We start from the raw sequence: 19,058 nt of genomic DNA, 5'->3' as shown, positions 1-19,058 counted from the left end.
GTTGCCATGACCGTTGCTGATCTCACTGCCGCTGTGCTCGCTGGGTCTCCTTCGCCGGCGGACTTCAACGTCACCAGCGCTTTCTGGTTGCATCACACGACCCGGTTGCCAGGGGCGGACGTTACCTACCGGAACTACTACGTGCTGCTGCGCGTCGGCGAGGTCTTCGGAGCGTGTTCGTTCGAGGCGGGGGAGTTGGAGCCGTCGTACTGCGCGGACACCTCCGGGCGGACGTTGGCCGACGTGCTCACGTCCGACGATCCGCTCCCGGTGCGGATCGCCGCACTCGATGCCTACCTGGCCGCGGTCGAGCCTCATCACACGGCGGAGCGCGCCGAGGAGATCGTCCTCCCGGCCGGTACGCCGGACGTCCGGGCGCGGGCCCGTGATGCGGCCGTGGCCGGTCTGCTGGATGTTGCTGATGGCACCAAAGTTGCCTTGATCGGCGTCGTCAACCCGCTCGTCGACGCGATCACCGAGCGCGGTGGCGTCTGTCTCCCGTGCGACTTCAACCTCCGCGAGACCGCTTCCGGTCTGCCCGTCTCGCGGGACATGATCGAGGTCGTCGATGCAGCCGACGCTGTGGTCGCCACGGGTATGACGCTGTCCAACGGCAGCTTCGACGTACTGCTCACTCGTTGCCGCGAGCAATCGAAGCCGCTCGCTGTCTACGCACAGACGGGCAGCGCCGTCGTGCGCGCGTTCCTCGGCGAGGGCGTCACCGCGCTGTCGGCGGAACCATTTCCCTTCTCCCAGTTCAGCTCCCGCCCGAGCAGCCTCTACCGCTACAGGACGGACAGATGACCACAGTCACACCCTCGACCGAGGTGCCTGGCGATCTCCGGATGGCGAGGCGGTTGTGGCCGTTCCTGCTGGCCTCGACGGTGAGCCTGATTCCGTTCACCGTGTTCGGCATGTATCTCGTGCCGATCGCGCAGACCGCGGGTGGGAGCGTCGCGGAGATCGGCGGACTGCGCGGGCTCGGCGGACTGGCGGCCCTGGCGGTCGGGGTCTCGCTGGCCCCGTTGATGGATCGGGTGGCGCGGGAGCTGGTCGCCGCGGGTGGGCTCGCGCTGCTCGGCATCTCCGCGGCTTTAGGGGCTGTGGGCAACGTGTTCGCCTTGGCGGCGTTCTGCTTACTGATCGGTGCGTCGACGTCGATCCTGGCGCCGTCGATCGGGGCTGCGGCGGCTGACCGGTTCCGCTCGCCGGCGGCTGCGGGACGGGCGGCGACGCTGGTGTCCGCGACGACCTCGGCGATGGCGATGCTGGCCGCGCCGGTGCTCGCCGTACCAGGACTCATCTGGGGTTGGCGAGGCAACCTGCTCGCCGCCTCGGTGGTCTCACTCGCCCTGTCCGCGGCCTTCTTCTGGCGTGGACGCGGGCGCAAGCCACCCCGCAGCAAGAACGAGCGGGTCAGCTACCTCGCGACGTACCGCGACCTGGCTCTCGTCCCTGGTGCACTCCCGCTGCTCGCCGTCGCCATGCTCCGAACCGCGGCCTTCATGGGGTACCTCGCCTACCTCGCCGCCTTCTACGACGACAAGTTCGACCTGGCTCCGGGCTGGTTCGCGCTCGTGTGGTCGCTGAGCGGCGCGTCGTTCTTCCTCGGCAATCTCTTCGCCGGGCGTTATCTCGCCACCGACCGCGCGTGGATCAGCCCCGAGAAATTGCTGCTCAGCGGCATCACCGTCGCCCTGGTCGCGGTCGCGGCGTTCTACTTCTCGCCGACCCTGCCGCTCACGCTTCTGCTCACCGCGCTCATGGGTGCCAGCCACGCAACCGTCGCGGCCTGCGTCACCACGCTGCTGGTCCGCCGCAGCGGCGACCTCCGCGGCTCGGCGCTGAGCGTGAACGCGGCCGGCATGAGCCTCGGCACGTTCCTCGGCGCCGCGATCGGCGGCCTTGGCCTCGGCCTCGGCGGCTACCCGGGTACGGCGCTCACCTTCGCCGCGATCACCCTCATCGCGATGCTCTGCGCCCTTAGAGTCCGATCGGCGGAGTAGGGGTCAGGATCGGGGGATTTCCGGAGTCCGCACCGAGCCCTTCTCGATATATCGTTCCGTCTTATGGAGAATCTGCCCGACCGCCCGCACCCGCACGCGCACCTGCGGGCGTCCGACACCGATCGTGACCAGGTCGTCGACGTACTCCGGGATGCCCTGATGTCGGGGCGGTTGTCGCAGGACGAGCATGCCGAACGCCTCGAGCAGGCGTTGCAGGCCAGGACGCTCGGCGAGCTCGAGCCGATCACGCGCGACCTCGTCGTACCGGGTCAGGCCCAGCCGGTGCCACTGCCCGTGACGCAGCCGTCGGTCTCCAACAGCCCGGTCCCGATCGAGGAGCCGGCCGACCCGAGCCAGAGCTTCGACACGATGGTGGCGATCTTCGGCGGCGGCGAGCGGACCGGCCGCTGGCGGGTGAAGCGGCGTACGAACGCGTTCGCGGTGTTCGGCGGGCACGATCTCGACATGACCAACGCGGTCTTCGAGGGCCGCGAGGTGACGATCTACGCGTTCGCGGTGTTCGGCGGGATCGACATCACCGTGCCCGAGGGCGTGACGGTCCGCAACGAGGGTGTCGGCATCTTCGGCGGCTTCGGCGCCCGTGGCAGCGACGACCCCAACCCGAACGCACCGACCGTCGTGGTGAAGGGCCTCGCGCTGTTCGGCGGCGTCGGCGGCCAGTCGTCGGCCAAGCGCCACGGCAAGAAGAACAAAGGCAAGGGACACCACGAGCTGCACTAATACGCGTGCGGTCCGGGGCCGCGGCCTCATAGCCTGCGGGCATGAGCGACTTCGTACCAGCTGATTTCGACGTGCCCCGGGAACTGATCACGCCGCGCTTCCGGCTCGAACCGCTCGGCCCGGAGCACAACGTCCCGGATCATGCCGCGTGGACGAGCAGCATCGAACACATCCGCGCGACGCCGGGCTTCGGCGGCAGTTGGCCGCCGGTGGACGGGATGACGCTGGAGTCGAATCTCGGAGATCTGCAGCGGCACGCAGAGGACTTCGTGCAGCGACGCGGTTTCACCTTCACCGTGATCGACGCAGACGTGATCGGCTGCGTCTACATCTACCCGTCGCGCAAGAACCCTGGCGTCACCGACGTCCGGTCCTGGGTGAGTGCGGACAGGGCCGAGCTGGACGTTCCGCTGTACGAAGCCGTCAGCGGCTGGCTAGCCGCGGAGTGGCCGTTCGAGAACGTTGATTACGCGGTCAGATCCACGACTTGAACCACATCCGGTTGAGCCAGTCCGGGTGCGGGAGGACCTTGTCGGTCAGGATCGGCCAGATGTAGGCGAAGTTCAGCACGACGAGGACGACGAACGCGCCGACCACCGCGCTGCCGATCAGCCGGCGCGGCGACGCCGTACTCATCGCCGCACCCGCCGAGCTTGCCGCCGTACCGATGGCCGCGCGGGCCGGTCCGAGGATCTTGCCGAGGATCAGCGCCACCGCCATCACGGTGAACGGGATCATCGTGACGGCGTAGAAGAAGAAGATCGGTCTGTCGTCGAACGCGAACCACGGCACCCAGCACGTCACGAAGCCCACGATCGGTACGCCGTACCGCCAGTCGCGGGACCCGATCCAGAACACCAGCGCCGCGATCAGCGCGAGCGCGCCGCCCCACCACAGCAGCGGCGTACCGAGGGCAGAGATCACCTGCAGGCAGTTGGTCCCGGCCGGGGCGTTGCAGCCCGGCGTACCGGGTTTGATGTCGTTGACCGCGTCGAAGCCGATCGGGCGGGCGATGATCGGCCAGCCGGCCGGGTTCGACTGGTACGGATGGGTGGCGTGCTTGATGTAGTCGCCGGTGTGGAAGGCGAGCACTTCCTTGTGGTACTCGAGCAATGACCGGAAGTCGTCGGGCACGACCTTCATCACGCCGTGTGCCGGATTGCTCGCAGCCCAGTTGTGGTCGTACGCGTTGTCGTGCAGCAGCCAGCCGGTCCAGGTCGCGAGGTAGGTGATGCCCGCGACGAGCACCAGGCTGACGAACGCCGGGATGCCGTCGACCAGCGCCGACTTCACGAACGCGAACCGTACGCCGAGAGCGCGCCGCGCGCCGAAGTCCCAGGCGAACGCGAGTACGCCGAAGGCGGCGAGCGTCCAGACGGCGGACCATTTCGTGCCGAGCGCGAGGCCGAAGCAGATGCCGGCGGCGATGCGCCACGGGCGGACGAGCAGCCAGCGGCCGATCGTACGACGCTCTCCGTCGGAGGTCGGGGTGTCGAGGGTGTCCGCGTGCCGGCGGCGGGTCCAGTCACGGTCCGCGACCAGGCAGGAGACCGCTGCCACCAGCCAGAACGCGAGGAAGATGTCGAGGAGCGCGACCCGGGACATCACGAAGTGCAGGCCGTCGACCGCGAGCAGCAGGCCGGCGATCGAGCCGATCAGCGTCGAGCGCGTCATCCGGCGTACCGTCCGGATCACCAGCAGCACCGTCAGCGTGCCGAACAGGGCCGGCATGAAGCGCCAGCCGAACGTGTTCATCCCGAACAGTTGCTCACCGGCCGCGATCATCCACTTGCCGACCTCGGGGTGCACGGTCAGGCTCGGGGTCGGCTTGAAGACGTCCAGGTTGCCGCTCAGGATCGCCTTGTCGGCGGCGCCCTCGGGCTGGTCGATGAACTGGCGCGCGTACCCGAACTTGAGCAGGCTGAACGCGTCCTTGGCGTAGTACGTCTCGTCGAAGACGAACTTCACCGGCGTACTGAGGTGCCAGAACCGCAGGATGCCGGCCATCAGCGTGATCGCCAGCGTGGCGATCCACCCGCCGTCGAAGTCCCGCGGCATGGCCGGATACAGGCGCTCCTTGAGCGGCGGCAGCCGTCTCCCGAGCACGTCCCGCCCGAGCGTCTCCAGCCCCTCGCCGGCGTCGCTACGCCGCGCAGTCCCATCCTCGATCACAGCAGCCACGCCCGCCATCGTACGGACGCCCCGGTACCACCGCCTCCCGGGCGGTTGTGGATAACCAGAACCAGCTGCGCCGAACCTCCTACAATCAGTCCCATGAGCACGCCACGCGAGGAGCTGCACGCGCTGATCGACGAGCTGCCCGACGAAGCCGCCGCGGAGCTCGTGCCGGACATGCGAGAGATCCTCAAGCACCGCCTCGAGATGCGCCGTCGCCGGGCGACGGAGCCTCGACCGTGGCCGCCGTCGTGGTTCGGCGCCGGAGCGGGAAGCCGTCCGGACATCGCACGGCAGAGCGAGGAGATCCTGCGAGACGAGTTCGGCCGCAGCGAGTGATCGTCGTCGACACCGGACCGCTTGTCGCAGCGGTGCTGTCCAACGACGACGACCACCGTGCCTGCGTCGACCTCTTCGCTGCCGCTCACCTGAACCGGGAACAGTTGGTGGTGCCGAGCTTCGTCATACCGGAGGTTTGCTACCTCGTCCAGCGCGAGGTCGGAGCGAAGGTGGAGGCCGACTTCGTAGAGTCGCTCGCGGCGGGCGACTTCGCGATTGCCGAATGTGATTCCGAGCTCGAGCGGATCGCGGATCTGATGCACACGTACGCCGATCTGCCGCTCGGGGTGGCGGACGCTTCGGTGGTCGCCGTTGCGGAGGCGCTCGGCGCTCGGGAGATCGCCACGTTGGATCGCCGGCACTTCACTGTCGTGAGGCCGCGGCACCTCGACGCTTTCACACTTCTGCCATGACCGGGCGATTGGTGCTGGCGGGGACTCCTATCGGGGATGTTTCTGATGCTTCTGCGCGGTTGGGGCGGGTGTTGGCGGCGGCAGATGTGGTGGCTGCGGAGGACACGCGGCGGTTGCGGCGGCTGACTTCGGAGCTGGGGATCGCGGTCGGTGGCCGGGTGGTCAGCTACTTCGAGGGGAACGAGCGGGAGCGGACGCCGGAGTTGCTCCAGGCGTTGGTCGACGGGCTGACAGTGGTGGTGGTGACGGACGCGGGGATGCCCAGCGTGTCGGATCCGGGGTACCGGCTGGTGGCGGCGGCGATCGAGGCCGAGGTTCACGTGACGGCGGTGCCAGGGCCTTCGGCGGTGCTGACCGCGTTGGCGTTGAGCGGGTTGCCGGTGGATCGGTTCACGTTCGAGGGGTTCCTGCCGCGGAAACCCGGTGAGCGCGGGAGGCGGCTCGGGGAGCTGGCAGAAGAGCCGCGGACGATGGTCTTCTTCGAGGCGCCGCACCGGATCACCGCATCCCTGGAGGCGATGGCTGAAGCGTTCGGCGCGGATCGGCGTACGGCGGTGTGCCGGGAGCTGACCAAGACCTACGAAGAGGTGAAGCGCGGCCCGCTCGACGAGCTCGTGACCTGGTCGAAGGACGGCGTCCGCGGGGAGATCACGATCGTCGTGGCCGGCGCCGACCCGGACAAGATCGTCACCGGTGAGGACCTGGCCCGGGAGGTCGCGAAGGACGAGGAAGCGGGTACGCACCGCAAACAAGCGATTGCTGACGTCGCGAAGCGCTTCAACGTCCCGAAGCGGACGGTGTACGACGCCGTACTGGCTGCACGAGACCCTGGTAAATAGCATTCGCGCGCGCCACTACGCTTGGAACATGTCCGAGAAGGCCTATTACGTCACCACCCCGATCTACTACGTCACGGCTCCGCCGCACATCGGCAGCGCCTACACGACGGTGGCCGGGGACGTCCTGACGCGCTGGCACGCGCAGCGCGGCGAGCGCAAGTGGTACCTGACGGGTACCGACGAGCACGGCGAGAAGGTGATGCGTAGCGCCGAGGCGCAGGGCATGACGCCGCAGGCGTGGACGGACAAGCTGGTCGAGGAGGCCTGGAAGCCGGCCTGGGTCGACGTCGACATCGCGTACGACGACTTCATCCGGACCACCGAGCAGCGCCACACCGAGCGGGTCCGCGAGTTCTGGCAGACGCTGTACGACAAGGGCGACGTCTACAAGGGCGAGTACGAGGGCCTCTACTGCGTCGGCTGCGAGGAGTTCAAGCTCCCCGCGGACATCCGTACCGGCGAGGACGGCACCCAGCTGTGCATGATCCACGGCACCGAGCTGGAGCTGGTCTCGGAGACCAACTACTTCTTCCGGCTCTCGGCGTACGCCGACAAGCTGCTGGAGCTGTACGACGAGCAGCCCGACTTCGTGGCGCCGGCGAGCGCGCGCAACGAGGTGATCGCGTTCGTCAAGCAGGGCCTGCAGGACCTGTCGATCACCCGCTCGACCTTCGACTGGGGTATCCCGGTGCCGTGGGACGAGGACCACGTTCTGTACGTCTGGATCGACGCGCTGCTCAACTACGTGACGGCTGCGGGCTACGGCACCGACCCGAAGCGGTTCGAGGAGCTGTGGCCGGTCGACGTACACCTGGTCGGTAAGGACATCCTCCGGTTCCACGCGGTGATCTGGCCGGCCATGCTGATGGCTGCCGGCGTTGCCGTGCCTCGCCAGGTGTTCGCGCACGGGTGGCTGCTGGTCGGCGGCGAGAAGATGAGCAAGTCGAAGCTGACCGCGATCGCGCCGCACGAGATCACCGACCACTTCGGCTCGGACGCGTTCCGGTACTACTTCCTGCGCACGATCCAGTTCGGTTCGGACGGTTCGTTCTCCTGGGAGCACCTGAGCGCGGTCTACACCTCAGAGCTCGCGAACGGTCTGGGCAACCTGGCCAGCCGGATCGCGGCGATGGTCGGCAAGTACTTCGACGGCGTGCTGCCGGAGCCGACCGACCACGGACCGGCCGAGCAGGCGCTGGCGGACAAGCTCGCGCAGACCGTGGCCACCGCCGACAAGGCTCTGGACACGCTGGCGTTCCAGGACGCGCTGGCCGCGATCAACGAGCTGGTCGGCGCGGTCAACGGGTACGTCACGGAGCAGGAGCCGTGGAAGGTCGCGAAGGACGAGTCGAAGCAGGACCGGCTCGCGACGATCCTGTACTCCGCGGCCGAGACGCTGCGCGCGGTCGCCGTACTGCACAACCCGACGATGCCGAAGTCGTCCGCGAAGCTGTGGGAGCTGCTCGGCGCCGAGGAGAAGCTGGGCGCGCTGAAGGACCAGCGCGTGCAGGACGCCGGCACCTGGGGCCAGCTGCCGGCCGGCTCCACGCTGACGAAGGGCGACGCGCTGTTCCCGCGCCTCGAAGAGAGCTGAGTCTGTATCGCGACAAACTCGCGCCGCCGTCCGGGAATGCCGGGCGGCGGCGCTGCCTTTTCTTGTAGCAACAACCAATTCGAGGAGGCTGTGGCATGCGGGCTGTGGTGTTCGAGGAGTACGGCGATCCCGAGGTACTCAAGGTGCAGGACGTGCCGGAGCCGCACGCCGGACCCGGGCAAGTGCGGATCAAGGTGCGTGCGGCCGGCGTGAACCCGTACGACGCGAAGATCCGCCGCGGCTTCACGAAGGACTTCGCGCCGGCGAAATTCCCCGCGATCCCGGGGTTCGAGGTCGCCGGTGTGGTGGACGAGGCCGGTGACGGCGCTGCCTTCGCGGTCGGCGACGAGGTCGTCGGCTGGTCGACCGGCGGTTCGTACGCCGAGTACGCGCTCGGCGGCAATGTGACGCGCAAGCCCGCGGGTCTCGGCTGGGAGCAGGCCGTCGGCGTACCGGTGGCCGGCGAGACCTCGCAGCGGGTGCTCGACCTGCTCGGCGTGAAGTCCGGCGAGACGATCCTGATCCACGGCGCCGCGGGCGCGGTCGGCTCAGTCGCCGTCCAGCTCGCGAAGGCGGCCGGTCTCACGGTGATCGGCACGGCATCCGAGGCGAACCACGACTACCTGCGCTCGATCGGCGCGATCCCGGTGACGTACGGCGAGGGTCTGGTCGAGCGGGTCCGCGAGGCCGCTCCGCAGGGTGTCGATGCGGTGATCGACACCGCAGGCAAGGGCGGCCTCGAGGAGTCGATCGAACTCCGCGGCGGCACCGACCGGATCGTCACCATCGCCGACTTCGCCGCAGGCAAGCTCGGCATCCAAACCTCCGGTGGCGGCACCGGCACCCCCGAGCAGGTCCGCGCCGCCCTCGACGCCCAGCTCCAGGCGGCCGCCGACGGCAAGCTCACGATCCGAATCGCCGAGACTTTCGGCCTGGCCGACGCGAGCAAGGCCCAGGCGTTGAGCGAGTCCGGCCACGCCCGAGGCAAGATCGTCGTCCTGCCCCAGGCGTGACGGCTCCGGCGTGATGGCTCAGCTGTGATGGATCAGGCGTAGGCGAAGCGGGACTGCGGCGTGGGTACGTCGTCCACTCGCGGGTCCCAGCGGTCGACGAAGTTCACCCCGGCCGGGACCTCGACAGATTCCGTCGAGGTCCAGCCGCGGGTGAGGGTCGGGAAGTCCGGCACGTCCGGGTGGTAGTGCGGTTTGCCGGTGCCGAGCATGTCGCGCGCCATAGGTGCGCTGCGTGCCTGGTAGCGGAAGTCGGCTGACAGCCGCAGATGCTTGGTCCGGTTCGGCATTGCGCCGTGCACGGTCAGGCTCCCGAACAGCAGTACGTCGCCCGGCTGGTACGACGTCGTACGCCACTCCGGGTGGTTCTCGTCGGCCTCGGCCCGCAACATCCCCGGGCCGTCCGACGCCCTGACCGGCAGTACGCCGAGACGCGGCGACCCGGCGTACACCCGGAGCCCACCGATCTCCGGCGGCGCCGCGCTCAACGGGAGCCAGGTGGTGAGCGTGTCGACGCTGCCCTGGATGAACCGGTAGTCCTGGTGGATCGGCGTCGGATTCGCCCCCGGCGACGGGGGCGCGATCCGGCAGATATGCGCCGGATGCGCGAACGCCTCCTCACCCAGCAACCGTCCGGCCAGCCCGATCAACTCCGGCCGTACGGCGAGCTCGTGAAACGCCTGCGTGCTCTGAATCGCCGTATAAGCCCCGAAGAACCCGGCCGACCCCTCCTCAACGGCCCGCCCCGACGCCACCAACTCACGCGGATCCGCATCCCGCGCCAACCAGTCACTGTCGTACAAGATCCGCGCCAACTGCTCGTGCACGTCGGTTACCACATCAACCGGTAACAAGCCGCGAAAGAACAGATACCCATCGCCGGCGAGCCGCCGGCGCAGTACGGCGTCGTCCGCCCGGTCGTCGTACGAGTCGGTCAGTTCCTTCATCGGTCGTTTCCGATCTTGTCCATGGCGGCGGCGATGTCCTGGACGGGGGTCTTGTCGAGGAAGAGGTCGTTGGCGGCCTTGTTGATTTCGGTGGACTTCGAGGTCCAGCCGTCGGCGATCGGGAGGTTGACCGTGCTGCCGGCGGCCGAGTCGAGGAAGGGCTGGACGTCGATGCCCTTCTTCTGCCAGAAGGTCTGGTATCCGGCGCCGGCGTCGGTGAGTGCCGGGATGATGTAGCCCGCGTCGCCCATCAGGCGTTGCGCTTTCTCCGTGCCGAGGAAGGCGACGAGCTTGCCGGCCTCCTCCGGGTGCTTGGTCTTCGCGAACATCGTCTCGGCGAGACCGTTGATCACCACCGTGCGCCCGGCGGGTCCGGCCGGCATCGCGGCGACCCCGATCGGGAACTTCACCTCGGGCAGCGCGAACGGGAGCAGTGCGTTGTTCGCCGGGAACATCGCGACCTCGCCGCGGTAGAACATCTCGGTTGCCTGTCCGGTCGGCGGGTTGGTCCGGGTGCCGTCCGGGGACACCTTCCACTTGAAGATCAGGTCACGGGCGAACTGCAGCGCCTCGACCGACTTCTGGCCGGCGAAGTCGAACGTGCCGTACGGCTTGTCCATCGCGTGGCCGCCGTTCGAGGCGATCCAGTTCAGCCACTGGGTCTGGTTGTGGTTCCACGAGCAGAACCCCCACTGCTTGGTGCCGACGGTCAGCTTGCGGGCGATCTCGAGGAAGCTGCCCGAGCCGTCCGGCGCCCAGGTCAGCTCGGCCGGCATCGTCACGCCTGCCTTCTTGAACAGGTCCTTGTTGTACAGCAGTCCGACGATGCCCATGTCCTTCGGCATCCCCAGTTGCTTGTCCTCGAACTTGTACGACTGCACGACGTTCGGGTTGTACGCGTCCAGCTTGAGCCCGGCCTTCGAGATCAGGTCGTCGAGCGGCGCGAGGACGCCCTTGCCGGCGAAGTCGGGGAAGTAGTCGACGGTCAGCCAGAACACGTCCGGCGCCTTGCCGCTGGCCAGCTCGGTGGTGAGCTTGGTCCAGTACTGGTCCCAGGGCAGCACCTCCATCCGGACCGTGATGTCCGGGTTCTGTTTCGTGAATTCCGCGAAGACCGCCTTGTAGCCGACCTCCTGCTGCTCGTCCCACAGCCGGTAGACGAGCTCGACCTTGCCGCCGCCGCTGCTCGCCTTGTCGTTCGACGAGCCGCAGCCGGCGAGGGCGAGCACACTTCCGGCGCCGATCAGAAAAGTCCTCCTGGACAAAGACATGAGAGCCTCCGAACTACTTGAGCCCGGTAACTGCGACCGAGCGGACGATGAAGCGCTGGAAGACGATGAACAGGACCAGCAGCGGCGCCAGCGCGATCAGGCTGCCGGCCATCACGGCGTTGTAATCGACGCCGATCTCCCCCTTGAACAAGGCGATCCCGACCGACAGCAACCGCTTGTCCTCGCTGCTGGTGATGATCAGCGGCCAGAGGAAGCTGTTCCAGTTGGCCACCACGGCGAGCGTGGTGACGGTGACCAGGACCGGTTTCGACAACGGCAGCACGATCGACACCAGCGTCCGGACCCGCCCGGCGCCGTCGATCCGGGCGGCGTCCTCGAGATCCGCGGGAATGCCGCGGAAGAACTGGCGGAGCAGGAAGATCGCGTACGGCGTACCGAGCATCGTCGGCAGCATCAGACCTGCCCAGGTGTCGACCAGGCCGAGCTTCTGCATCATCAGGTAGAGCGGGATCATCGTGACCACCGGCGGCACCATCAATGTCGACAGATAGACCCAGAACAACGCGTCCCGGCCGGGGAACGACAGCCGCGCGAAGGCGTACGCCGCCAGCACCGCGAACACGACCTGCCCGAGCGTGATCCCCGCCGTGACGAGGGTCGTGTTCACCAGGTAGCCGCCGAAGCCGGATGCGAACAGCCGGTGGAACGCGGCCGTGCTCGGCGGTACTCCGGGTTCCCACGGCATCGTCTCCGACAGTTGCCCCGGGCCCTTGAACGCGGTGAGCACGGTCAGGAAGTACGGGAAGATCGCGAGTACGCAGCCGGCCACCAGGACGGCGTACACGAAGATGCGCAGTTTCATCCGGACACCTCATAGGTCGTACGGCGTTCGAAGTACACGAACTGGGAGATCGTCGCGATCAGCACCACCGCGAACAGCAGCACCGAGATCGTCGACGCGTAGCCGAAGTCGAACTTCTTGAACGCCTCGTCGTAGATCAGGTACGTCGTCACCTCGGTGCTGTCACCGGGTCCGCCCTCGGTCATCACGAAGATCGTGTCGAAGGCCTGGAACGAGCCGATCACGTTGGTGATCAGCACGAACAGCATCGTCGGCCGCAGCAGCGGCAGCGTGATCGAGAAGAAGTGGGCGACCGGCGACGCGCCGTCCAGGGACGATGCCTCGCGCAACGACGGCGGGATGTTCTGCAGGCCGGCCAGGAAGAACAGCATGTTGTACCCGGCGAACTGCCAGATGTGCACCGCTGCGACGCTCGGCATCGCCAGCACCGGCGACGACAGCCACGCCGGACCGTCGACGCCGAAGAGTCCGAGGAACTGGTTCAGGGCGCCGCGGCCCGGGTCGAAGATCCAGCTCCAGACGAGGCCGAGGGCAACGGGCGTCGCCATCCACGGGATCACGAGCAGCGCGCGGAAGTACTTCATCCCGCGAAGCTTGCGGTCGACCAGGAGCGCCAGGAGCAGTGAGAGGATCGTCGTACCGGGCACGCAGATGATGACGTAGTACAGCGTGACCAGCAGCGAGTGCCAGACGTCAGAGTCGGTGAACAGCTTGCGGTAGTTGGCGAGTCCAATGAATTCCGGTGTCGACAGCAACTTCCAGTCGAACAGGCTGAGAACAAGCACGATCACCACGGGCGCGAGCAAGAAGCCGAGTACGCCGACCAGGCTCGGCGCGAGCAGCGCGTACGCCGCGGCCGTCTGCCTGCCCCGGCCGATGCGATGAGTACGGCGGGGCGCGGGCCTAAGCATCGGGATCCTTCAACGGATGCGGCCGCGGCGAACTCGGGACGAGCAGCTCGCGGGTCCGATCGAGCCCCCAGCGATCGAGCTCGCCGATCGGGTCGCTCGACATCCGCAGACCAGGACCTTCGGAGATGTGTTCCGCCCAGATCTCCCGTTCCTGGACGTCCGGCCGCACGATCAGGCAATCGGAATCGTTGGCCCACCACCGGCCGTGCAGGAACTCGCGCGCCACCGACGTGGACCGGGCGCCGCGTTGACCCGGCTGGCTGATGTCGCCGGATGGTGGGTCGACCAACGGATCGGTGTCCGGCGAGATCCGCATGCAGTCGACCAGCCCGAGGCTCGGCAGGATCGGAGCACCGCACCCGTGCAGAATCCGGTTGGGTCCGACGGCTTCGCGCAGCAGCCGCATCCCATGCCGGTACGCCGCGATGCCGTCGAGCTGCTCGTGGCGTTCGCCGTCGATCGCCCCGGCGTACACGAAGTCGAGCTTGAAGTGGTCGTACCCCTGCCGGCACAGCTCGGTGAACACGTCCTGGATGTGCTGTGCCGCGCCGGGATGGGTGACGTCGAGAACTAGTTGCTCCTGGCCCCAGTTGGTACCGGCGTTGATCCCGGGGACCAGCCACTCGGGATGCTTGCGGGCCGTCTCGCTGCCGCTGCCGACCAGGAACGGCGCTACCCAGATGCCGGCGCGGCGACCGCTCGAGCGGATGTCGGCGGCGAGCCGGACGGTCGATCCGAAGTCGTCACGCGGCGTCAGCCAGTCCCCGATCGCCGCCTGGTATCCCTCGTCCAGCAGGACCAGGTCGATGCTGAGGTCATGCTGGTCGAACTGGCGGACTTCGGCCATCACGTCGCGCTCGGTGACCTTGCCCCAGTACGCGTACCAGCTGCACCACGACGGGCCGAACACGCGGACGGGCGGTGCACCGGCGGCGAAGGTGTCAGCCCAGTCGGCCAGCGCTTGGTTCGGGTTGGCGTGCGTGCTGGTGGTGAGTTGCACCTCGCCGTCCGCAGAGATCAGCAGCCGGTCGTCGTGGATCTCGGCGCGGATCGACGGCACGACGTCTGGGGTGCTCGCGGCAACGGTTGTGATTTCGCCGGCGGTCGCGACGGCGAGCAGACCTTCGCCCTGGAACCGGCCGGCCTCGACGCCGGGGCGGTACGCCATCACGTGGTGGTTCGGCGCGGTCGGCCGCGGTGGCGACGCGTCGAGGCGGTACCAGCCGCTCGGGCTCCAGGACTGCCAGCCGTGCTCGAAGACCAGCGTGGAGGCGTCGTACTCGAGCTCGGCGACGGGGGCGAAAGGCACGGATGACTCGATTCGTCGGGGTGCAGGATCTTGCTAATCTTGGAGCCCTTACGAGGGGATCCACCATGACGGAGCCTGCTGACTTCGAGCACGATCTTGCTACCCAGGTGCTGATCGAGCTGTACAGCGAGATCCCGCCGCCGAGCAAGCTGGTGACCGGCCACTTCCACAGCGGCGGCGACTATCGGGTCGTCCGGCCGGACGGCGTCGGCAGTTGGTACCTGCTGTACACCGCGTCCGGGACGGGCCGGTATCTCATCGGCGAGAACAGGCTGACCCTGCGCCACGGGGACGTCGTACTGGTCAGCCCGGGTACGCCGCACGACTACGGGACCGTGGGCACCTACTGGGAGTCGTGGTGGGCGCACTTCCAGCCGCGGCGTGAGTGGCATGCGTGGTTGTCGTTGCCACAGGCAATGCCTGGTCTGTCGTATGTGCGGTTGACCAGGTCGTCGGAGACCGACCGCGTGGTGTCGGCGTTCGACCGGCTGCACCGGGACGCGCAGCGGGCCGGGCTGTCGCCGACCGGCGACACCGAGCTGCACCTGCTGGAGAAGAGTGTCGCGACCGAGCTGACGATGAACGGCATCGAGGAGGTGCTGCTGACCGCGGTCGCAAGCCTGCGCCGGGAGACGCAACACCTGGACGCCCGCGTGCATCTGGTGCTCGAGGCAATCACCGCGGACCCGGCTCGGCCGCACACGCTGACTTCACTCGCCGGGCTCGCCCAGGTGTCCGTCTCCCGTCTGGCGCATCTCTTCAAGGAACAGGTCGGCGATTCGATCATGAACGTCGTACTGGCGCTCCGTCTGCAGCGCGCCGCCGAGCTTCTCGGCGCGACCGACATGTCCGTTGCGCAGATCGCCGCAGCGGTCGGCTTCGACTCACCGCACTACCTCAGCCGCCAGTTCGGCCGCCGCTTCGGGATCTCGCCGACCGCCCATCGCGCCAAGGTCAGGAACCCGGAGCTAGAGCTATATTGAGCTCGGTCGCCGCCGCGTAGTCCGCCCCGCCGGCCAGTCCGATCAGTCGCACGTAGCGGGCCGTCGTTGCGGCTGGGAGTCGGGCGATCTTCGCATCGACGCTGCCGTCCCATGACCCCGTCGTCGCCGAGGTAAACGTGATCCCGTCGAGGCTCGTCTGGACGTCGTACGACGAGATCCGGCCGTTCGGCACGTCGGCGTCCTGGCGTGGCGTGTAGACGAGCGCCTCGACCGCACGCGGCGTCTTCAGATCGAGGGTGATGTATTGCGGAAGCGGTGCGTGCGGGCTCCAGTTCGAGTGCCACATCGTCGTACAGTTGCCGTCGATCGCCGACGCTGCGGTGTAGGCGGGCGAGCCCTGGCTGGTGGCCGTCGCCGTCATCTCGATCTGCGGTAGCAGGTTCAGCGGACCGAACGGGCCGTCGACCGGCGGCGGCGTACCGGGGATTGCGGTGACGCGTCCCAGGCTAGGTGCCTTGAGCAACGGATGGGTCCGCAGATAGTTGAGGAAGACCTCCTGGCCCATCTTCGACGCACGGGTCAGCTTGGTGAACTGCTGGAAGCCCGGATAGCCGTACTGCGCTCCGTGCAACGGCATCGCCGCGCTCGTCGTCACGCGGTACGTCTTGTCGAGTTGCAAGGGCTTCCCGTTGATCAAGACCTTCGCCGGATCGATCCGGTCGCCGACGGGTCTGCCGAGGTCGTAGCTGTAGCGGAAGTTCGCCGAGGTCGCCAGCGCGGACAGTCGGCTGCAGCCGTACGCGGGCGGGATCCACTGCTGCTCCAGGACGGCCTCGACGGTCGAGCCCTTCATCGAGAGCGTGGTGATCGGCGAGATCCCGGCGACCGGCCATGCTTCGCCGTACGTCACCGTGCCGGCCTTGAGACCGGCCGCGATCACATCGACGCCGAGGTCGGCCGGCACCAGCGCGAAGTCGCCCTTCGCCTCAGCTTTGTAGAGGTCGGCGACGAGGTTTCCGGTCCGGCTCTCCGTCGTGGTGGCGAAGTCGAGATCGCGGTCGAGCTTCGCGAGCGGCTGTGCCTGGCGGGCCGTCCACTTGTCCATCCAGTACTTCACGATCTTCTGGATCTTCGGATCAGGCGTGACGTCCTTGGTGACCGCGTGGTTGGTCGCGGTCGTCGCGGACCGGATCACCTCACCGGTCGCGGGATCGAGCGACAGGTTGACCTCGCCGAGCACCCGGCCGTGGTTGCTTGCCTCCAGCACCGGACGCGGTACGCCGTTCGGGTCCGGGATCATGCAGTTGAACGCGGTGTGCCAGTGGCCGCCGAGGATCACGTCGATGTCCGGCGACATCGCCCGCGCCGCGTCGAAGATCGGACCGCTCGGATTCTTGCACTCGTCGTACAAGCCGCCCTGTTGACCGCCTTCATGCATGCTGACGACGATCGCGTTCACTCCCTGGGCCTTGAGCGCGGCCGCGGCCCGGTTCGCCGCGTCGACCACGCCCTGGAACTCGAACCCGGATCCCTCGATCGACAGCGTCTCGGTCGGCGTACCGGGGAAGCCGAGCCCGATGAACCCGATCCGCTGCGAGCCCGCCTTCGCGATCCAGTACGGCGGGAGCACCGGCCGCTTGGTCCGCGGGTCGACGATGTTCGCCGCGTGGTACGCGTAATCGGTGCCGTGGAAGTTCCGGCCGGTGGAGTCCTTGAAGCAACTGTCGAACCCGGGCTTGCCGTAACAGGCGCCGGTCTGCATCCGGCGCAGGAACGGGAACTCGCGGTCGAACTCGTGGTTGCCGGCAACGTCGAAGTCCATCCCGAACGCGTTCAGGACCTCGATGGTCGGCTCGTTCGCGAACGCCTGCGTGTAGTCCGGCCAGCCGCTGAACTGGTCGCCCGAACCGATGAGGAAGCTGTTCGGCTTCCTCAGTTGGTCGAGGTGTGCCTTGAGATAAGCGGCACCGCCGACCTGCTGGGTGCCGGCCGGGCCGGCGATGGTCAGGTTCTCGGTCTCCGAGAGGTAGCCGTGCAGGTCTGTCAGGCTGAGAATCTGCACGGGGATCGGTGGGGCGGTGTCTGTGTGTAGCGCTCCCACGACGAGGCTGAGTGCGGCGAGAACTGCGCTGATCCGGGGCATCGGCTGCTCCTGTCGGTCGGGCGGAACCGAGACGCAAACTACTGGGCCGTGCGGGCTGCGAACATGGCCGTGGGTGCTGACTTCCTGCACGATCCGGCTGACGCTTTTCTACAAGCGCATGGGGACCGGGAACCGTACGGTCAGGGGAGAGAGGAGATTGACGATGACTGGATATGAGGCAGTGGCCGAGGTCGACATCGATGCACCGGTGGCGCAGGTGTGGGAGGTGCTGACCAGCCCGCAGAAGCTGAAGGACCTGTGGTTCGGCGCCGAGGTCGAGACCGACTGGCAGGTAGGCAGTCCGATCACCTGGGCCGGTGAGTGGGAGGGCAAGCCGTACCAGGACAAGGGCGAGATCCTCGCCTTCGAGCCCGGGCGGCTCCTGAAGCTGACCCACTTCAGCCCGCTCACGGGCCAACCCGACGTACCCGAGAACTACCACACCCTCACGTACGAGCTGACCGGCAACACCCACCTGAAGCTGACCCAGGACAACAACGCGACCGAGGAAGAGGCCAAGCACTCCCAGTCCATGTGGGAGTCACTGGTCACCAAGGTGAAGGAAGCCGCTGAGGCGTAGCCGGTGGCGGTTTGTTTCGCCGCTGACGCGTTACAAGCCGCCAGTGGTGAAACAACCCGCCAGTGACTCGGGCGGGGTCAGTAATCTAGGCACCATGTCTGATGGTGTGGATCGGCCGACTCGGGAGCGGGCTGCGATCGGGGAGGACGGGCGATCGCGGGATCGGAGTCGGCCGGCCGTGCCTGATCCGTTGCCGATGAGCGTGGTCGACGCGCACTGTCATCTCGATATCGCCGACGGCGAGGACGGTGCGTGGCTGAGCCCGGCCGAGGCGATCAAGCTGGCGTCGTCGGTCGGCGTGACGCGGATCGTGCAGGTCGGGTGCGATCTGCCCGGCGCGGTGTGGGCGGTCGAGGCGGCCACGCAGTACCCGAACCTGATCGCTGGCGTCGCCCTGCACCCGAACGAGGCACCGAAGCTGAAGGATGCCAGCGAGCTGGACAGCGCGCTCGCGGAGATCGAGCGGCTGGCATCGAGCTCGGACAAGGTCCGCGTGATCGGCGAGACCGGACTCGACTACTTCCGCACCGGCGAGGACGGGCGTACGGCGCAGCACGAGTCGTTTGCCGCGCACATCGAACTCGCGAAGCGACTCGGCAAGACGCTGATGATCCACGACCGGGACGCCCACGAGGACATCCTGCGCATCCTCGACCGCGAGGGCGTCCCCGACCGCCTCGTGATGCACTGCTTCTCCGGCGACACCGAGTTCGCCCGCGAATGCGTGAACCGCGGCGCGTTCCTGAGCTTCGCCGGCGTCGTGACCTTCAAGAACGCCCAGTCCCTCCGCGACGCCCTGGCCGTCACCCCCCTCGACCGCATCCTCGTCGAGACAGACGCCCCCTACCTCACCCCCTCGCCCTACCGAGGCAAGCCCAACGCGTCCTACCTGATCCCCCACACCGTCCGCAGAATGGCCGACGTCCTCAACATCTCCGTCCCCGAACTCTGCGCCACCCTCAACACCAACGCCGACAACGCCTTCGGCGGGCCCTGGTAAACGACTCTGCCGA

Annotated in this window: 19 protein-coding genes; 12 read left to right on the top strand and 7 right to left on the bottom strand. The window is 67.7% G+C overall.

Going from position 1 to position 19,058, the window contains the following annotated elements; translation table 11 throughout:
* Positions 1-6: 6 nt before the first annotated feature.
* The 4 genes from EV645_RS06255 (at position 7) to EV645_RS06240 (ending at position 3,238) form a co-directional block, all read left to right on the top strand.
* The gene (locus EV645_RS06255; protein ID WP_130440647.1) at positions 7-804 is read left to right on the top strand and encodes a Rossmann-like domain-containing protein; all 798 of its coding nucleotides are present in this window, start codon (positions 7-9) and stop codon (positions 802-804) included.
* On the top strand, positions 801-2,006 hold the full coding sequence (locus EV645_RS06250) for an MFS transporter (RefSeq protein ID WP_242000239.1): 1,206 nt from the start codon (positions 801-803) through the stop codon (positions 2,004-2,006). Before EV645_RS06255 ends, EV645_RS06250 begins: the two co-directional genes overlap by 4 nt.
* 63 nt (positions 2,007-2,069) lie before the next feature.
* The gene (locus EV645_RS06245) at positions 2,070-2,747 is read left to right on the top strand and encodes a DUF1707 SHOCT-like domain-containing protein (protein ID WP_130440645.1); all 678 of its coding nucleotides are present in this window, start codon (positions 2,070-2,072) and stop codon (positions 2,745-2,747) included.
* 41 nt (positions 2,748-2,788) lie between these two features.
* The gene (locus EV645_RS06240; RefSeq protein ID WP_130440643.1) at positions 2,789-3,238 is read left to right on the top strand and encodes a GNAT family N-acetyltransferase; all 450 of its coding nucleotides are present in this window, start codon (positions 2,789-2,791) and stop codon (positions 3,236-3,238) included.
* Here the strand turns inward: EV645_RS06240 and EV645_RS06235 are convergent.
* Positions 3,222-4,805: a dolichyl-phosphate-mannose--protein mannosyltransferase gene (locus EV645_RS06235; RefSeq protein WP_338419142.1), complete on the bottom strand. Its 1,584-nt coding sequence runs from the start codon at positions 4,803-4,805 to the stop codon at positions 3,222-3,224. The genes EV645_RS06240 and EV645_RS06235 overlap by 17 nt on opposite strands.
* A gap of 216 nt (positions 4,806-5,021) precedes the next feature.
* On the opposite strand from EV645_RS06235, the gene EV645_RS06230 reads away from it, so the two are divergent.
* From EV645_RS06230 to EV645_RS06210, 5 genes are all read left to right on the top strand, one after another.
* Positions 5,022-5,261 carry a hypothetical protein gene (locus EV645_RS06230; RefSeq protein WP_130440639.1) on the top strand — a complete coding sequence of 80 codons (240 nt, stop codon included), beginning with the start codon at positions 5,022-5,024 and terminating at the stop codon, positions 5,259-5,261.
* A complete protein-coding gene (locus tag EV645_RS06225; RefSeq protein WP_130440637.1) occupies positions 5,258-5,674 on the top strand; it encodes a type II toxin-antitoxin system VapC family toxin in 417 nt (138 codons plus the stop codon). The genes EV645_RS06230 and EV645_RS06225 overlap by 4 nt, the downstream gene beginning before the upstream one ends.
* A complete protein-coding gene (gene rsmI, locus EV645_RS06220; protein ID WP_130440635.1) occupies positions 5,671-6,513 on the top strand; it encodes a 16S rRNA (cytidine(1402)-2'-O)-methyltransferase in 843 nt (280 codons plus the stop codon). The genes EV645_RS06225 and rsmI overlap by 4 nt, the downstream gene beginning before the upstream one ends.
* Before the next feature lie 28 nt (positions 6,514-6,541).
* Complete coding sequence (gene metG / locus EV645_RS06215; protein WP_130440633.1) at positions 6,542-8,107, top strand: methionine--tRNA ligase; 1,566 nt, start codon at positions 6,542-6,544, stop codon at positions 8,105-8,107.
* 95 nt (positions 8,108-8,202) lie between these two features.
* Entirely contained in the window at positions 8,203-9,120 is a 918-nt protein-coding gene (locus EV645_RS06210; protein WP_130440631.1) for an NADP-dependent oxidoreductase, read from the top strand.
* A 32-nt stretch (positions 9,121-9,152) separates the two neighbouring features.
* Here the strand turns inward: EV645_RS06210 and EV645_RS06205 are convergent, their stop codons facing one another.
* Genes EV645_RS06205 through EV645_RS06185 form a run of 5 tightly spaced genes read right to left on the bottom strand, consistent with a single transcriptional unit; the run spans position 9,153 to position 14,378 of the window.
* Complete coding sequence (locus EV645_RS06205) at positions 9,153-10,064, bottom strand: phytanoyl-CoA dioxygenase family protein (protein ID WP_130440629.1); 912 nt, start codon at positions 10,062-10,064, stop codon at positions 9,153-9,155.
* Entirely contained in the window at positions 10,061-11,335 is a 1,275-nt protein-coding gene (locus EV645_RS06200) for an ABC transporter substrate-binding protein (protein WP_130440627.1), read from the bottom strand. The genes EV645_RS06205 and EV645_RS06200 overlap by 4 nt, the downstream gene beginning before the upstream one ends.
* Before the next feature lie 13 nt (positions 11,336-11,348).
* Positions 11,349-12,158, bottom strand: a complete 810-nt coding sequence (locus tag EV645_RS06195; protein ID WP_130440625.1) for a carbohydrate ABC transporter permease — start codon at positions 12,156-12,158, stop codon at positions 11,349-11,351.
* The gene (locus EV645_RS06190) at positions 12,155-13,069 is read right to left on the bottom strand and encodes a carbohydrate ABC transporter permease (RefSeq protein WP_242000238.1); all 915 of its coding nucleotides are present in this window, start codon (positions 13,067-13,069) and stop codon (positions 12,155-12,157) included. Before EV645_RS06190 ends, EV645_RS06195 begins: the two co-directional genes overlap by 4 nt.
* A complete protein-coding gene (locus EV645_RS06185; RefSeq protein ID WP_130440623.1) occupies positions 13,062-14,378 on the bottom strand; it encodes a glycoside hydrolase family 36 protein in 1,317 nt (438 codons plus the stop codon). The genes EV645_RS06190 and EV645_RS06185 overlap by 8 nt, the downstream gene beginning before the upstream one ends.
* A gap of 65 nt (positions 14,379-14,443) precedes the next feature.
* On the opposite strand from EV645_RS06185, the gene EV645_RS06180 reads away from it, so the two are divergent.
* Positions 14,444-15,361, top strand: coding sequence for a helix-turn-helix domain-containing protein (locus EV645_RS06180; protein ID WP_198681481.1), 918 nt, complete (start codon positions 14,444-14,446; stop codon positions 15,359-15,361).
* Here the strand turns inward: EV645_RS06180 and EV645_RS06175 are convergent.
* Positions 15,333-17,465: a discoidin domain-containing protein gene (locus EV645_RS06175; RefSeq protein WP_130440619.1), complete on the bottom strand. Its 2,133-nt coding sequence runs from the start codon at positions 17,463-17,465 to the stop codon at positions 15,333-15,335. The genes EV645_RS06180 and EV645_RS06175 overlap by 29 nt on opposite strands.
* 163 nt (positions 17,466-17,628) lie before the next feature.
* Between EV645_RS06175 and EV645_RS06170 the strand changes: the two genes are divergently transcribed.
* The gene (locus EV645_RS06170) at positions 17,629-18,045 is read left to right on the top strand and encodes an SRPBCC family protein (RefSeq protein ID WP_130440617.1); all 417 of its coding nucleotides are present in this window, start codon (positions 17,629-17,631) and stop codon (positions 18,043-18,045) included.
* Between the two features lie 94 nt (positions 18,046-18,139).
* Positions 18,140-19,045, top strand: a complete 906-nt coding sequence (locus EV645_RS06165) for a TatD family hydrolase (protein WP_130440615.1) — start codon at positions 18,140-18,142, stop codon at positions 19,043-19,045.
* The last annotated feature ends 13 nt before the right edge of the window (positions 19,046-19,058 follow it).

Source organism: Kribbella rubisoli (assembly GCF_004217145.1).
Taxonomy (GTDB): Bacteria; Actinomycetota; Actinomycetes; order Propionibacteriales; family Kribbellaceae; genus Kribbella; species Kribbella rubisoli.
Note: the sequence above shows the minus strand (reverse complement) of the source record. Positions and strands in the feature narration are given on the sequence as shown.